This window comes from Caulobacter sp. P1_D6 (genome assembly GCF_056406095.1).
Map to the genome: position 1 here is coordinate 97759 of NZ_JBFUAW010000029.1, position 12508 is coordinate 110266.

General features: G+C 69.0%; 13 protein-coding genes. 9 read left to right on the top strand and 4 right to left on the bottom strand.

The annotated features are described in order from the left end of the window. Nucleotides 1-26 precede the first annotated feature (26 nt). The 4 genes from AC1DYP_RS16995 to AC1DYP_RS17010 are packed head-to-tail and all read left to right on the top strand — an operon-like array spanning nucleotide 27 to nucleotide 3247. Nucleotides 27-1043 carry a cupin-like domain-containing protein gene (locus AC1DYP_RS16995; RefSeq protein WP_477047324.1) on the top strand — a complete coding sequence of 339 codons (1017 nt, stop codon included), beginning with the start codon at nucleotides 27-29 and terminating at the stop codon, nucleotides 1041-1043. A gap of 50 nt (nucleotides 1044-1093) precedes the next feature. Continuing rightward, the gene (locus AC1DYP_RS17000; RefSeq protein ID WP_477047325.1) at nucleotides 1094-2623 is read left to right on the top strand and encodes a UbiD family decarboxylase; all 1530 of its coding nucleotides are present in this window, start codon (nucleotides 1094-1096) and stop codon (nucleotides 2621-2623) included. Between the two features lie 55 nt (nucleotides 2624-2678). Further along, nucleotides 2679-2936, top strand: coding sequence for an AbrB/MazE/SpoVT family DNA-binding domain-containing protein (locus AC1DYP_RS17005; RefSeq protein ID WP_477032498.1), 258 nt, complete (start codon nucleotides 2679-2681; stop codon nucleotides 2934-2936). After that, on the top strand, nucleotides 2930-3247 hold the full coding sequence (locus AC1DYP_RS17010; RefSeq protein WP_477047326.1) for a type II toxin-antitoxin system PemK/MazF family toxin: 318 nt from the start codon (nucleotides 2930-2932) through the stop codon (nucleotides 3245-3247). The genes AC1DYP_RS17005 and AC1DYP_RS17010 overlap by 7 nt, the downstream gene beginning before the upstream one ends. Here the strand turns inward: AC1DYP_RS17010 and AC1DYP_RS17015 are convergent. After that, nucleotides 3244-4056, bottom strand: a complete 813-nt coding sequence (locus tag AC1DYP_RS17015; RefSeq protein ID WP_477032496.1) for a DUF817 domain-containing protein — start codon at nucleotides 4054-4056, stop codon at nucleotides 3244-3246. The two genes, AC1DYP_RS17010 and AC1DYP_RS17015, sit on opposite strands and share 4 nt — an antisense overlap. A 72-nt stretch (nucleotides 4057-4128) precedes the next feature. Here AC1DYP_RS17015 and hisI point away from each other — a divergent pair, with 72 nt between their 5' ends. The 3 genes from hisI to AC1DYP_RS17030 all read left to right on the top strand — a co-directional run bounded on the left by hisI (nucleotide 4129) and on the right by AC1DYP_RS17030 (nucleotide 6169). Further along, a complete protein-coding gene (gene hisI, locus AC1DYP_RS17020; RefSeq protein ID WP_477032495.1) occupies nucleotides 4129-4530 on the top strand; it encodes a phosphoribosyl-AMP cyclohydrolase in 402 nt (133 codons plus the stop codon). Between the two features lie 163 nt (nucleotides 4531-4693). Then, a complete protein-coding gene (locus tag AC1DYP_RS17025) occupies nucleotides 4694-5500 on the top strand; it encodes a hypothetical protein (protein WP_477047327.1) in 807 nt (268 codons plus the stop codon). Between the two features lie 39 nt (nucleotides 5501-5539). Beyond that, nucleotides 5540-6169: a LysE family translocator gene (locus tag AC1DYP_RS17030; protein ID WP_477047328.1), complete on the top strand. Its 630-nt coding sequence runs from the start codon at nucleotides 5540-5542 to the stop codon at nucleotides 6167-6169. Between the two features lie 25 nt (nucleotides 6170-6194). Here the strand turns inward: AC1DYP_RS17030 and AC1DYP_RS17035 are convergent, their stop codons facing one another. Then, on the bottom strand, nucleotides 6195-6833 hold the full coding sequence (locus tag AC1DYP_RS17035) for a TetR/AcrR family transcriptional regulator (RefSeq protein ID WP_477047329.1): 639 nt from the start codon (nucleotides 6831-6833) through the stop codon (nucleotides 6195-6197). A gap of 93 nt (nucleotides 6834-6926) precedes the next feature. On the opposite strand from AC1DYP_RS17035, the gene AC1DYP_RS17040 reads away from it, so the two are divergent. After that, nucleotides 6927-7592 carry an O-methyltransferase gene (locus AC1DYP_RS17040; protein WP_477047330.1) on the top strand — a complete coding sequence of 222 codons (666 nt, stop codon included), beginning with the start codon at nucleotides 6927-6929 and terminating at the stop codon, nucleotides 7590-7592. A 194-nt stretch (nucleotides 7593-7786) separates the two neighbouring features. Here the strand turns inward: AC1DYP_RS17040 and AC1DYP_RS17045 are convergent, their stop codons facing one another. Next, nucleotides 7787-9490: an alkaline phosphatase D family protein gene (locus tag AC1DYP_RS17045; protein WP_477047331.1), complete on the bottom strand. Its 1704-nt coding sequence runs from the start codon at nucleotides 9488-9490 to the stop codon at nucleotides 7787-7789. A gap of 80 nt (nucleotides 9491-9570) precedes the next feature. Here AC1DYP_RS17045 and AC1DYP_RS17050 point away from each other — a divergent pair, with 80 nt between their 5' ends. Further along, the gene (locus tag AC1DYP_RS17050; protein ID WP_477032489.1) at nucleotides 9571-9879 is read left to right on the top strand and encodes a ferritin family protein; all 309 of its coding nucleotides are present in this window, start codon (nucleotides 9571-9573) and stop codon (nucleotides 9877-9879) included. A 47-nt stretch (nucleotides 9880-9926) separates the two neighbouring features. Here AC1DYP_RS17050 and AC1DYP_RS17055 read toward each other — a convergent pair whose 3' ends face one another. Next, nucleotides 9927-12425 (bottom strand): TonB-dependent receptor, encoded by a 2499-nt coding sequence (locus AC1DYP_RS17055; RefSeq protein WP_477047332.1) that lies wholly within the window; start codon nucleotides 12423-12425, stop codon nucleotides 9927-9929. Nucleotides 12426-12508 lie beyond the last annotated feature (83 nt).

Here is a 12508-nt window from a genome sequence, read left to right on the forward strand (position 1 = left end):
GAGGACGACCGTCGAGGAGCCACAGCGTGACGACCACCCCGCCCCGGACGCCGGAACATCGCGATGTCGACGCCGCGCGGTTCCGCGACGAGATCCTGCCGGCCGGACAGCCCGCGATCCTCAAGGGCCTGGTCGCCGACTGGCCCGCCGTCGCGGCCGGCCGCCGATCGGACGAGGCCCTGGTCGCCTATCTGGGCGCGCTGGACAGCGGCGCGACGGTCAACGTGCTGAGCGCCGGCGCCGACATCGGCGGGCGGTTCTTCTACACCCCCGACCTGAGCGGCCTGAACTTCCAGCGCGACGACATGCCGTTGTCCCGGGCCCTGGCCGCGCTGCTGGAGCTGCGGTCCGTGGCCCGGCCGCCGGCCGTCGCCGTCCAGTCGACGCCGACGCCGGGCGCCCTGCCCGGCTTCGCCGAGGCCAACGCCCTGCCCCTGGTCGACGCCAGGATCGCGCCGCGCATCTGGATCGGCAACGCCATCACCACCGCCACCCACTTCGACATGAGCCACAACATCGCCTGCGCGGTGGCCGGGCGGCGGCGCTTCACCCTGTTCCCGCCGGACCAGTTGAAGAACCTCTACATGGGGCCGTTCGACTTCACCCCCGCGGGGCCGCCGGTCAGCCTGGTCGACGTGGCCCGGCCGGACCTGGAGCGCTATCCGCTTTTCCAGGAGGCCCTGGCGGCCGCGCAGGTCGCCGAGCTGGAGCCGGGCGACGCGATCTATATTCCCTACTGCTGGTTCCATAACGTCGAGTCCCTCGACCCTTTCACCGTGCTGATCAATTACTGGTGGAACGAGACCCCCGCCCTGCTGAGCCCGCCCCTCTTGGCCCTGGTCCACGCCATGGCCAGCGTGCGCGGCCTGCCGCCCGCCGAGCGCGCGGTCTGGCGTGAGATGTTCGACCACTTCGTCTTCGAGACCCACGGCGACCCGGCGGCCCATCTTCCGCCCGACCGGCGGGGCCCGCTGGGCCCGATGACGCCCGAGCACAGGGCGCGCCTGCGGGCCGTCCTGGCCGAGGCGTTCAACTCGCCGTAGCCAGCCTGGTAAAAACGGTTAGGTTCCGCCGCGTTCAGGAGTCCCCCGGCATGGCCTATCGCTCGCTTCGCGAATTCATCGATGTCCTTGAAGCCAAGGGCGAGCTGGTGCGGGTGACCGAGCCGGTCTCGACCGTGCTGGAGATGACCGAGATCCAGACGCGCCTGTTGGCCACCGGCGGCCCGGCGGTGCTGTTCGAGAACGTGATCCTGCCCGACGGCAGCCGCTCGCCGATGCCCGCGCTCGCCAACCTGTTCGGCACGGTCAAGCGCGTGGCCATGGGCGTCACCCTGGGCGGCGAGCCGCGCACCACGGCGGGCGAGCTGCGCGAGGTCGGCGAACTGCTGGCCTTCCTGCGCCAGCCCCAGCCGCCCAAGGGCCTGAAGGACGCCTTGGACATGCTGCCGCTGGCCAAGACCGTGATGGCCATGCGGCCGGGCACGGTGAAGAAGGCCCCTGTGCAGGAAGTGGTGCTGACCGGCGACGACATCGACCTGACCAAACTGCCGGTCCAGACCTGCTGGCCGGGCGAGCCCGCGCCGCTGATCACCTGGCCGCTGGTGGTCACCAAGGGCCCGGGCAAGGACCGCGAGGACGACTTCAACCTGGGCATCTACCGCATGCAGGTCCTCGGCAAGGACCGCTGCATCATGCGCTGGCTGGCCCATCGCGGCGGCGCGCAGCACTACGCTCGCCATAAGAAAGCTGGGAAGAGAGAGCCCCTGCCCGCCTGCGCCGTGCTGGGGGCCGATCCCGGCACGATCCTGGCCGCGGTGACCCCGGTGCCCGACACGCTTAGCGAATACCAGTTCGCCGGGCTGCTGCGCGGGGCCAAGGTCGATCTCGTGCCCGCCAAGACCGTGCCGCTGATGGTGCCGGCCCACGCCGAGATCGTCATCGAGGGCCACGTCCTGCTCGACGAGTACGAGGACGAGGGCCCCTACGGCGACCACACCGGCTACTACAACAGCGTCGAGAAGTTCCCGGTCTTCCAGGTGACGGCGATCACCATGCGCAAGCAGCCGATCTACCTGACCACCTTCACCGGCCGGCCGCCGGATGAACCGTCCGTGCTCGGAGAAGCGCTGAACGAGGTGTTCATCCCGCTGATCCGCCAGCAGTTCCCCGAGATCGTCGACTTCTGGCTGCCGCCCGAGGGCTGCAGCTACCGCATCGCCGTGGTCTCGATGAAGAAGGCCTATCCGGGCCACGCCAAGCGGGTGATGCTGGGCGTCTGGAGCTATCTGCGCCAGTTCATGTACACCAAGTGGGTGATCGTCGTGGACCACGACATCAACGCCCGCGACTGGAAAGACGTGATGTGGGCGATCAGCACCAAGATGGACCCGGCGCGGGACATCACGGTGATCGAGAACACCCCCATCGACTATCTCGACTTCGCCAGTCCCGAGAGCGGCCTGGGCTCGAAGATCGGCCTGGACGCCACCGACAAGCTGCCGCCCGAGACCCACCGCGAGTGGGGGAACGAGATCCGCATGGACCAGGCGGTGATCGACACCGTCAGCGAGAAGTGGGCGCGGCTGGGTCTGCCTGGGGACGGCAAGCCGATCTGGAAGTAGCGATCGAAGAATGTTATAACTCCGTTCTAACGGAGACGGCATCATGCGATCCTCGGTGCGCAAGATCGGCAATTCGGCAGGGGTGATCCTGCCCAAGCCCTTTCTCGCCAGCATCGGCGCGGAAGCCGGCGACGCCGTGGACGTGACGATGGAAGACGACCGCATCATCATCGTCGCGGCGCCCAAGCCGCACCCGCGCGATGGCTGGGAAGAAGACGCCAGGCGTATCGGCGCGCTGGGCCTCAGCGAGGAAGAGCGCGAATGGCTCGACGCGCCCCTGAGCGCCGACGCCGACGAAGACCTTGAATGGTGAAGCGAGGCGATATCTGGATGGTGCGGCTGGACCCGACAGTCGGCAGCGAGATCCAGAAGACGCGTCCCTGCGTCGTGGTTTCGCCCGAAGGCCTCAGCCACCTCGACACATTCATCGTCGCGCCGATGACCACCGGCGGTCATCCGACACGCTTTCGTCCGGATATCGAGTTCAACGGCAAACGGGGTCTGGTCCTGCCCGACCAGATCCGCACCGTCGCGCGTGCTAGGATGATCAGACGGCTCGGCGCGGCGGACGAGGAGACGCTCGGCAAGGTGCTCTCGGCTTTGCGGGCCATGTTCGAGACCTAGAGACATGCCCGCCTCGGCCTGTGCACCACCGTCACCAGCACGTAGCTGAGCAGTATCAGCAGGTACCAAGCCCCCAGCTTGTTGGGTGAGACCATGTGCCAGCCGTGGCGCTGGCTGGGATAGATCCAGGCGCCGGCCAGGGTGCCCAGGTTCTCGGCGAACCAGATGAACAGGGCCACCAGGACCCCGCCCATCAGGAACGGCATGCGCCGCGCGACGCGGTCGGGCGTGAACAGGAACCAGGTCCGGCCGAAGACCGCCACCGACAGCGCGAACAGGCCCAGGCGGATGTCGGGTCCGTAGTGGTGGGTGAAGAAGTTGGCGTAGGCCAGGACGGCCAGGACCCAGGTGCTCCAGATCGGCGGGTAGCGGACATAGCGCACGTCGAACAGTCGCCAGATCCGGGCGATGTAGCTGCCGACGCAGGCGTACATGAAGCCGCTGAACAGCGGCACGCCGGCGATCTTCAGCAGGCCGGGCTCGGGATAGATCCATGAGCCGTGGGCGGTCTTGAACACCTCCATGATCGTGCCGACCACGTGGAAGACGCCGATCACCACCGCCTCGTTCCAGCGTTCCAGCCTCAGGGCCAGCAGGGCGACCTGGATGGCCAGCGAGGCGAGCACCAGGAAGTCGTAGCGCGCCAGCGGCGCGTCAGCAGACCAGAGCAGATGCGTGCCGACGATCAGGACCAGCATCAGCCCGCCGAACAGGCAGGCCCAGGCCTGCTTCAGGCCGAACAGCAGGAACTCGTACGCCCAGCCGTTGAGGCGCGATCGCTCGGCCCACGGCCGCGCCCAGGCGTCCATCGCCGCTACCCGGCTCTTGATCCAGTCATTGGCGCTAGCCGTACGGGGGGCGCCGGCGCCATATGTCGCCTCATGACCTCCTCGATCTTCCCGCCCGCCGCCGACAAGACCGCGCTCGAGCGCGGCGCCGCCATCGCTCCGCGTTTCGACGCCGCCGGTCTGGTCGCCGCCATCGCCCAGCACGCCGACACCGGCGAGATCCTGATGTTCGCCTGGATGAACGACGAGGCGCTGAAGCTGACCCTCGACACCGGGATCGCCCACTATTTCAGCCGCTCGCGGGACAGCCTCTGGAAGAAGGGCGAGACCAGCGGCCAGCTGCAGGTCGTCACCGAGCTGCGGATCGACTGCGACCAGGACGCCGTGCTGATCAAGGTCCGCCCGCAAGGCGACGGCGGCGCCTGCCACGTCGGTTTCCGCTCGTGCTTCTATCGCGTCTGGGAGAACGGGGCGCTGGTCGAGCGCGAGGCGTAGGGCTCTTCTCATCGCGCCAGCCTGCCCCGCCCGCGTCGAGCCGGCGGCCAGGGAACGTGCAGATCGCGTGAAGACCGCCGGTCGAAGACCGATGTTCCGCCAGCGTTACAGGCAATGAGATCTGTGGCATCGTCGTCCCGGGGACCAACGGGGGGCGACACACATGACCGAAGCGGCTTTGCGAACCGATGCGAGGGCCAACGCCTCGCGCCAATTCTATTTCGCCATGGCGCTGACCTGCCTGGCCATCGCCGTGCTCGGCTTCATGCCGACCTATTTCCTGCCGATGGCCCAGGGCAAGTTCAAGGCCCCGCCGCTGACCCATATCCACGGCCTGGTGCTGTACGCCTGGATGACGTTCTTCTGCACCCAGACCTGGCTGGTGGCCCAGGGCAGGACCGTCGCCCACCGCACCTGGGGCGTGCTGGGCGTGGCGATCGCCACCGCCATGCTGTTCGTGGTCACCGCCGTCGTCTCGCTGCGGGTCGCCCAGGCCTCGCTGCCCGGCCAGCCCGAGGGCCTGGCCCATCAGGTGCGGGCCTTCGCCTGGGTCAGCATGGGCGGGATCGGCTTCTTCACGGTGCTGTTCGTCCTGGCGATCATCAACGTCAGGCGGCCCGAGACGCACAAGCGCCTGCTGCTGCTGGCCACGATCTCGATGCTGGGCGCGCCGATCGCCCGCTGGTTCCTGACTTTCCTGGCCCCGCACGGCGGACCGCCGCCGACCCCGCCGCCCGGCCTGCCCCTGGTGGTCGCGCCGCCGGTCTTCGTGGCCGTGCCGCCGGCCCTGGTCGGCGACCTGCTGCTGTTCCTGGCCATGTGGGTCGACTGGCGCACGCGCGGACGGCCTCATCCGGTCTATCTGATCGGCGGAGCGGCCATGCTGGTGCTGCATCTGACCCAGGTCCCGGTCGCCGAATCGCCCGCCTGGCAGGCGATCGCCGCCGCCATCGGCCGCATCGCGGGCTGACCGCTTGCCTCGCGCCTGGTCGCGGCGGACAAGGTCGGCATGACCACCGCCCAGTCCCTGATCGCCTTCGCCGTCGCCGCCGGCCTGCTGACCATCACGCCGGGGTTGGACACCGCCCTGGTGCTGCGCACGGCCGCGGCCGAGGGCTGGCGGCGGGCGAGCGCCGTGGCCGTGGGGATCGGCCTGGGATGCCTGGCCTGGGGCGCGGCGGCGGCGTTCGGGGCCGGCGCCCTGCTGGTGGCCTCGCACACCGCCTACACGATCCTGAAGTGGGCCGGCGCGGCCTATCTGGTCTGGCTGGGCGTCAACCTGCTGCGCAAGCCGCGCGCCGCCTTCGACACCGGCGCCGGCGAGGTCCCGCCCTCGGACGGCCTGGCCGCGGCCCTGGCCAAGGGCTTCTGGAACAACCTGCTCAATCCCAAGGTCGGGGTGTTCTACGTGTCGTTCCTGCCGCAGTTCATCCCGACCGGCGCCAGCCCGGCCGTCTTCGGCCTGCTGCTGGCATCGATCCACGTGGTCATGGGCCTGGCCTGGTCCGGCGGCCTGATCCTGGCCACCGCGCCGATCGCCAAGGCGCTGAGGAAGCCGGGCGTGGTCAAGTGGCTGGACCGGGTGACCGGCGGGGTGTTCGTGGCGTTCGGCGTGCGGATCGCGCTGGAGCGGCGCTAGGCGCGTTTTCCAAACAAGCGCGGCGCTAGGCCGGCCCGCGCTCCAGGCGGTCCAGATAGGCGCCGAACATGTCGGCCATGGCGTCGGCATAGGCGGCGATCTCGGCGGCCGTGCGCGGCATTTCCGAGAAGGCCTTGCCCACCTGGCTCAGCGTCGTCTTGATCAGGTCGCCGGCCAGATCGCGGACGGCGTCGGTCGCCGTGGGCAGCGCCTCGCGCATGAAGTCGCGGACGATGTCGCCGCCCGCCGCCCGGACCGCCTGGGCCTCGGGCGCGTCGCGATAGAGCGGAGCGGCGTCGCTGAGCGCCACGCGCATGCCCGCCTCCTCGCATTCGGAGCGGACGAAGGCGTGGACCAGGGTCCGCAGCCGATCCAGGGGCGGTCGCGCGACGTCGGCCAGGATGTCGCGCAGCAGGTCGGTGGTCTGGCGCCACTCGTCGCTCTGCAGCCGAAACAGGATCGCGGCCTTGTTGGGGAAGTACTGATAGACCGAGCCGACGCTGACCCCGGCCTTCTCGGCCACCCGCGCCGTGGTGAAGCGCCCCGCGCCCTCCTTGGCCAGAACCTGAACAGCGGCCTGCAGGATCGCCGCCACCAGGTCGTTGGAGCGGGCCTGGCGAGGCTGCTTTCGCGAGGAAATCCGGGGACTTGGGCGATCAGTCATGGCGTGTTCGGGCAATGCGAATAGGAAACCTGACGAATTAGTCGCATTTCTTGGCCAGCGCAACGACACGCGCTTTTGCACCTGGAAATGCCGATGAACACCCTGACCACCGCCCCGCTGGCGCCCTTGCTGGAGCGCCTGTTCGCGCAGGCCGACGAGACCTCGCCGATGGACCTGCCCGCCGCGGCCGGCCTCACGCCCGAGGACCTGTCCCGCCTGATGCGCAGCAAGACCGACTATGTCGACTTCTACGGCCAGATGAAGGACATGCCCCTGGCCGTCTCGCGCGAGACCGGCGTCTTGCTCTACATGCTGGCCCGTAGCGCCAAAGCCCGGACCATCGTCGAGTTCGGGACCTCGTTCGGCATCTCGACCCTGCACCTGGCCGCGGCCCTGCGCGACAACGGCGGCGGGCGCCTGATCACCAGCGAGTTCGAGCCGTCCAAGGTGGCGCGGGCGCGGGACAACCTGACGGCCGGCGGCCTGATCGACCTGGTCGAGATCCGCGAGGGCGACGCCCTGCGGACCCTGGCCGTCGATCTGCCCGAGACGATCGACCTGGTCCTGCTGGACGGCGCCAAGGCGCTGTATCCGGAAATCCTGAGCCTGGTGGAGGGCCGCCTGCGTCCCGGCGCCCTGATCGTCGCCGACAACGCCGACTACGCGCCCGACTACCTGGCGCGCGTGCGCTCGCCGGCGGCGGGCTACCTGTCGACGCCGTTCGCCGAAGACGTCGAGCTGTCCATGCGGCTCGGCTAAGGCGCTCGGAGGCCCGGCGCGCTAGGTCGTATCGACATTCACGCTCGGTGCGTGGTCCTCGTCCTTCGACAGGCTCAGGATGAGGACCATTTACAAGCCCAAGCGGTAGAAAAACCTCATCCTGAGCTTGTCGAAGGACGAGGTTTTCGCCTCAGACGCTGAATGTCGATACGCCTAAGCGCCGCGCTAGGGCCTCACCCTTCCGCCAGCGCCTTCACCCCGCCCTCGTCGCCCGGCGTCACCACGAACCGCTTCAGCACCCGGGTCTGGTACTTCGGGTCCAGGATCGTCGAGACAGCGATCAGCTCGCCCGTCGCCCGGCCGTGCTCGAGGGTCAGCAGCAGGAAGCCCTTGGCGCCCTGGTCGGTGAACTTCACCTCCTTGTTGCGCTCGACATAGGCCTGGCCCAGCGGCACGCCGGGCAGGTAGTCGCTGTAGCCGGGCGAGGTCACCGAGGTGACGCCGAACTCGGCCGCCACCCGGGCGGTGCCGGCGTCGTCCCACAGCTCGTTGACCCAGAAGGCGTGGCTGTCGCCGGCCAGCACGATCGGCCGGGCCTTGCCGGCTTTGAAGATGTCGTAGACCCGGGCCCGGTCGGCCGGATAGCCGTCCCAGGCGTCCAGATTGCCCGGCGCGCCGGCCAGGGACAGGCCCCGGCTTTCCTCGACCGGCTTGGCGACATAGGCGGGCAGCTTGGCCAGCAGGGCCGCATAGGCCTGATCGCCCATGGTCGCCTTCAGGTCGGGCGGCACCACCCGGGCCATCACCACCTGGTTGCCCAGCACCTGCCAGGCCGTGCCGGCCTTCGTCGAGGCGTCGACCTCGCGGGCCAGCCACTGTTCCTGGCCCTGGCCCATCATCCGGCGGTCGGGATCGGCGAGCTTGGCGGCGAAGGCGGTGAAGTCGGGCTTGCCGTCCTTGACCGGAAGGTCGCGGCCGTAGTCCAGCTGGTGGCTGCGGGCCGTCAGCCGGGTCTCGGTCATCAGCAGGGTGGCGACGTCGCCGAACTGGAAGCGCCGCCACGACGCCTCGGGCAGGGTTCCGGCCACCGGCTCGCGGATCGGCATCCACTCGTAGTAGGCCTTGATGCCCGCGGCCTTGCGCTTGACCCAGTCGCCTTCGGTCTTGGGCTGGTGGTTCTCGGCTCCGCCGATCCAGCTGTTGTCGGCCGTCTCGTGGTCGTCCCAGACCACGATCCACGGCGCGCGGGCGTGGGCGGCCTGCAGGGCGGGGTCGGTCTTGTACTGGGCGTGGCGGCGGCGATAGTCCTCCAGGCTGAGGATCTCGCGCGGCGGATCGGGCACGCGGCCCTTGGCGGTCGGCGAATTCATGCCGTAGTCGTCGGGCGCGGCGCCGTACTCGTAGATGTAGTCGCCCAGATGCAGCACGGCGTCGACGCGTGGCAGCCTGGCGATGGCGTCATAGGCGTTGAAATAGCCGTTCGGGTAGAGGGCGCACGACACCACCGCCAGGACGACGTCGCGGGTCGCCCCCTTGGGCAGGGTGCGGGTCCGGCCGCCGACGGGCTTGCCGAACGGCTTGCCCTTCCTGACGTACTGGAAGCGGTAGAAATAGTCGGTCGCCGGCTTCAGGCCGGTAACGTCGACCTTGACCGTGTGGTCGCGGCCCGAGACCGCGACGGCCTGCCCCTGACGGACGAGGGTCTTGAAGGCCGCGTCGGTCGCCACCTCCCAGCGCACGGCGATCGGGGCGGTCGTCGCCTCCGCCGTGATCCGGGTCCACAGCACCACCCGGTCCTCCAGCGGATCGCCCGAGGCGACGCCGTGCAGGAAGGCGGCCCGTCCGGCGAACAGGGGCGTCGCCGCCATCGCCTCCCCGGCCGCGCCCGCGCCGCCCAGGCCGAAGAGGGCAAGGGCCCTGCGTCTGTCGATGATCATGCTCAACTCCCCGAAGGCTCACGGCGCCGCTTGGTCTTCTCGTGCGTTAGCCCCCGGAGACAACAGTAGGATGACGGTACATGTCCAGCGAAGGCCTCCACGTCCCGCGCGAAAAGCTGCGCGGCAAGACGCTCAACCAGCACTACGCCATCACCTCGCTGATCGAGGAGCTGGAGGCGGTGGACTGGTACCGCCAGCGCGCCGACGACTGCGACGACGAGGAGCTGCGCAAGATCCTGCTGCACAACGCCCGCGAGGAGCTGGAGCACGCGGCCATGGTGCTGGAATGGCTGCGCCGCAGCGATCCGGAGACCGACGAGCAGCTGAGGGAATATCTGTTCAAGGACGGTTCGATCACCGGCCATGAGGAAGAGGCGACCGACAAGTAGCGTCAAGGCTGGGGACAGGCGCATGCGCCTGTCCCCGACGCAGCATCCTACCGCCGCAGCGAGAACGTCACGCCGTAGTAGCGCGGGTTGCCGGCGATGAAGGTCGGGATGCCGAAGCCGTCGCCGGTGTTGCCGGCGTCCTTGACGTACTTCTCGTCGGTGGCGTTGGTCACGAAGGCCCCGAGCGTCCAGTGGGCGAACGAGGGCTGGTACTGCAGGCGCAGGTCCAGCAGGCCGTAGCTCTTCTGGAACTCGTCCTGCACCAGGTCCGGGATCAGGTTGTTCTTCTGCAGGGCGGAAATGTCGTTGTCGTCGTCGAAGAACACCTTGGACTGCCAGGCGTAGATCGGCGTGAAGGTGAAGCGGCCACGCAGCAGGTCGGCGTGCAGGCTGGTCCCCAGCGAGAACTTGTTGTCCGGCGACAGGCGGAAGCGGTTGCCGTCGCGGATGCCCGCCTTGAAGCGTCCGTGGTTGTAGCCGTACGTCGCGAACACCTCGGCGAAGCTGGCCGCCTGCCAGGTGGCCTGGCCTTCGAAGCCGTAGCTCTCGGCCTTGCCCGCGTTGGTGGTGATCACCTGGGCGCCTTCCTGGATCGAGGTCTGGAAGTTGTCGTAGCTGTAGAAGTAGGCCGCGCCCTCGACATAGAGCCGGCCGTCCAGCAGGCGGCTCTTGGCGCCGGCTTCGTAGCTGTCGACGGTCTCGGCCGAGACCGGCGTGAACTTGCCCGGCGTCATCGGCGCGGCGGGCGCGGCCGAGGACAGCACCTTGGGACGGCGGCCGCGGGCGTAGGAGGCGTAGAGGCTGGCGTCGGGGGTCACTTCATAGCGGCCGACCAGGCGCCAGGTCAGGCCGTCGTCGGTGAAGTCCTGGGTCGAGATCTGGCCGTTGCCGGTGGTGGGCTGGGCGAACAGGCCGAACATCGGGATCGGATAGCCGGCCGAGGTCGGGATGTTGGCCGCGCCCGGAACCGCCAGGGCGCCCAGGATCGCCTGCCGCGTCGCCGGGGCCTGGCTGAGCGCGCCGATCGTTCCGCCCAGGATCGAGCGCTGGGTCACAGACGAAGCGACGCCGCTGGACTTGTCGTCGCTGGTGTAGCGCAGGCCGGCCGACAGCTCGAAGCGGTCGGTCACGCGCCAGGTGGCGTCGCCGTAGACGTCCCACGACTGGGTCGTGCCGTAGTTGGTGAACTGCTCGGTGTGGACGCCGAGATTGTTGGCGATGCCCTGGGCGGTCGCGCCGCTGGCCGCGCCGCCGGTCAGGCCGGTGACCAGGGCCGCCAGGAAGGTGGTGTTGGTCAGCACCGCGTTCGGCTGCGGATTGGGCTTGGTCAGCTGGCCGGTCAGCAGGGCCAGGGCGTAGCGCTCGTCGAACTGCAGCGGCACCCGGGTCTGGGCGTCCTCATCGAAGTAGCTGACGCCGCCGAACCAGCTGAGCTTGCCGCCGTTGTCGTAGTTCAGGCGCAGTTCCTGGCTGTACTGCGTGCCGCGTGCATCCTCGGCGAACACGAACATCGGCAGCGAGAAGCCGTCCGGATCGAACACCTCGTCGCTGGCGAAGTGACGGGCGGCGGTGATCGACGACAGGCTCCAGGCGTCGTTGAAGCGGTAGTCGACCAGGGCCGTCGCGCCCTGCACGAAGCGCTTGAGGCCCAGGGCCGCGCCGCCCTCGAAGCCGTAGCCGCTGGACAGGCCGGCCGGGCTGGTGGGGTCGCGGTCGCCCAGCGCCTGGCCGGTCGTGATGTTGGTCGGGTTGAAGGTGTTGGACTTGAACGACGTGCCGGTCGGATGGTCGGCCTCGTAGTTGAGGATCAGGTTGGCGTCGAGCTTGTCGTTCGGGGTCCAGCGGGCCGACAGGCGCATCGCGCCGGTGTCGGTCGAGCCCAGGTTCTTGCCGCCCAGCACGTTCTCGATCGCGCCGTCGCGCTCCTTGTAGCGGCCGGCGAAGCGGATCGCGAAGGTGTCGCTCAGCGGCACGTTGGCCATGCCCTCGAACAGGCCGTAGGCGCTGTCGCCCAGCTCGGCGCCCACGCGCCAGTCCAGGGCGTGCACGTCGGCCTTGTTCTGGATGATGTTGACCGCGCCGATCATCGCGCCGCGCCCGAACAGGGTCGATTGCGGGCCCTTGGCCACTTCGATGCGCTGGACGTCGAACAGCTCGACATAGGAACCGCGCGACTTGGAGATCGACACGCCGTCCTGGAACACCGAGACCCGCGGCTCGACCGTGGCCTCGCCGCTGTCGGAGGTGATGCCGCGCATCACGAAGCCGGGGTTGTTGGGCGACTGGTTCTGGACCTGGAAGCCGGGGACGAAGGCCGACAGCTTGTCGAACTCCTGCACGCCCAGCCGGTCGAGCATGGCGCCCGAATAGGCCGTCAGGGCGATCGGCACGTCGAGGGCCTTCTGCTCGCGCTTCTGGGCGGTGACGATCAGTTCCTCGACCTGCTCGGAAGCCGGAGCGTCCGGCTCGGCGGCATGGGCGGCGCCGGCGATCAGCGCGAGACCGCTGACGGCGGTCATAAGCAAGGTGGTGCGGAACGCGCGCATCGACTATCCCCTTCGAACGCAAGACTTGAACCTGAGCCGTTAGGCGCGGGCGATGTCCGCGATACGACATAGCCGTGACGGAG